The sequence below is a fragment of the Mesorhizobium sp. M7A.F.Ca.US.005.03.2.1 genome (assembly GCF_003997795.1).
Taxonomy (GTDB): Bacteria; Pseudomonadota; Alphaproteobacteria; order Rhizobiales; family Rhizobiaceae; genus Mesorhizobium; species Mesorhizobium ciceri.
On the sequence record NZ_RZRP01000944.1, the window covers coordinates 1 to 2,260 of the forward strand.

The following is a 2,260-nucleotide window of genomic DNA, read 5'->3' on the forward strand; positions in this document are numbered from 1 at the left end:
TTCGTGAGGGGCTCGCCACGCAGCCAGTTCTCCACTTTGATCGCAGGAGCCGGGGACCCCATACGCAGTTCCATCTTGGTGTCCAAAGTCATTCCACACCTTTCGTCTCTTTTGTCGCGGAATATTTTCCAGTCAAAATCGGACACGGTCTCGAGGGCATCGCTCCCTCTGGCTTGCTTCAGCGAAGCTCTCACCGTGTTGCCGCACATCAAGCTGCAACGGAGGTGCCAATTCCCTCAGCTCCGGTAAGCGGCGGGAAATGCTTTGAAATTCTCCACGAGGCCAAATGCGGCCGATTGTCGTGAACCCGACATGTCTTCTGCCGCTGTCGGGTTTCGCCCTATCACTCTTGAGAGCTTGGACGGCTCGCCTGTGATTAGACTGGCCTCGGCCCTCGAGCAGTGGCAGTTTGGCGCCAGTTCGAAAGCGCGAACTCGCCGGCTTGGTCCTCGTGCCGCCACCGCCGCGTGTGGATTCTTGCCCCGGAGTCAAAATTCGCCTCGCGGTTGCCAACGGCGGCATGCGCTCAATGCGCGTGGCGTTGAGCACCGACAGCACGTAATGGTACCAATTAGTGGATGCCCGTCGCTGCCTCCACTTCTCCAGCCAAGCGCTCGAACGACGCTACCTACCCACGTTCGAGCGCGACCGCGGAATCGCAGACTGCCGAACGTCAGCCGTTGCGAAAGGTGTAGCCGTACCCGTTGATCGCCGGTGCGCCGCCTAGATGTGCGTAGAGGACCCTCGATCCCTGTGGAAAGAAGCCCCTCTGGACGAGGTCGATCATCCCTTGCATCGATTTGCCCTCGTAAACGGGGTCCGTAATCATGCCCTCGAGCCGCGCGCACAAACGGATTGCCTCTTTGGTTTCCTCCGATGGAACGCCATAACCCGGGTACGCGTAGTCCATGAACAACACCACGTCTGCCTCGACAATTTCCGCTCCGAGGTGGACGAGCTTCGCTGTATTTTGGGCGATGCCAAGCACCTGCGCCTTGGTCTTGGCGGGCATGGCGGAGGCATCGATACCGATCACGTTGCGCTGTCGACCATCCTTGGCGAACCCGACGAGCATGCCGCCGTGGGTTGAACCAGTCACCGTACAGACGACGATATAGTCGAAGGCAAACCCAAGCTGCTCTTCCTGGGCACGCACCTCCTCAGCGAACCCCACATAGCCCAGGCCGCCGTATTTGTGGACAGAGGCGCCGGCAGGTATCGCATATGGCCTGCCGCCCCTTGCCTTGACTTCATAAAGTGCCTTTTCCCAGCTGCGGCGGATGCCGATGTCAAAGCCCTCGTCAACCAGGCGCACCTCTGCCCCCATGATGCGGCTCAAGAGGATATTGCCGACCCGGTCGTAGACAGCATCATCATGTGGGACCCAGCTCTCCTGGACCAGGAGGCATTTCATGCCGATCTTGGCGGCGACCGCAGCGACCATGCGCGTATGGTTGGACTGCACGCCACCGATTGTGACGAGCGTATCGGCATCTGACGCGATCGCGTCGGGCACAATGTATTCGAGCTTGCGCAGCTTGTTTCCGCCGAACGCGAGACCGGAGTTGCAGTCCTCGCGTTTGACGTAGATTTCCACCTTGTCGCCCAGATGCTTGCCGAGGCGGTCGAGCCTCTCGATCGGCGTGGGTCCAAAGGTGAGCGGATAACGTTCGAATTTTTCCAGCATGCTATCTCCAGCAAAAAAGTACCTGAACCTGCTACGCACCGGTCAGCCCAGGGGTATGGTCGCGTGTTAGCCGAACACAGATTCCCTATACGATCAGCTCAGTCATCAGAGGGTGACCAAAATTGGTGTGGGTCTGAGCACTGATCCTGTCATCCGCGCATCAAAGCAGCAGCACATGCTGGGCATTCGACCAAGCCGGGACACAGCTGAAAATTGCATTCCGCAGTTGATCAGAGTCAGACGACTGGTACCCGAGCTTTCCTGTAACCATCGGCATGCTGGCCCCTGTGGCGAGTTCCACGAGCGCGGCTAGAGGACTGCCAGATCAGAAAGAGCACGCGGCCGAAGTAGCCGGCCTGAAGCAGCAGCGAACAGGCCAGCGTCGTGACGACTGCCACACGGAGCGAATCCAAAGCGAAGTAAACCATCGACGCATTGCTGCACAGGACCAGCCCCACGAGCCGACAAAAAGATGAAGTGCACGCCGCTCCCCTGGTTTTCGCCAGATCATGTTGCGAGCTCGTCGGCCGGAACATGCGTCTGGCAGTTCTTGGGGCAGACGCGGCCGCAGGC

At 59.3% G+C, this 2,260-nt stretch carries 2 protein-coding genes; both read right to left on the minus strand.

Translation table 11 applies throughout. The annotated features are described in order from the left end of the window. Nucleotides 1-673: 673 nt before the first annotated feature. Nucleotides 674-1,687 (minus strand): 1-aminocyclopropane-1-carboxylate deaminase, encoded by a 1,014-nt coding sequence (locus EN991_RS32955; protein ID WP_024505903.1) that lies wholly within the window; start codon nucleotides 1,685-1,687, stop codon nucleotides 674-676. Nucleotides 1,688-1,923: 236 nt separating this feature from the next. Next, nucleotides 1,924-2,223 carry an exopolysaccharide production repressor protein gene (locus EN991_RS41865; RefSeq protein ID WP_082826585.1) on the minus strand — a complete coding sequence of 100 codons (300 nt, stop codon included), beginning with the start codon at nucleotides 2,221-2,223 and terminating at the stop codon, nucleotides 1,924-1,926. Between the last annotated feature and the right edge of the window lie 37 nt (nucleotides 2,224-2,260).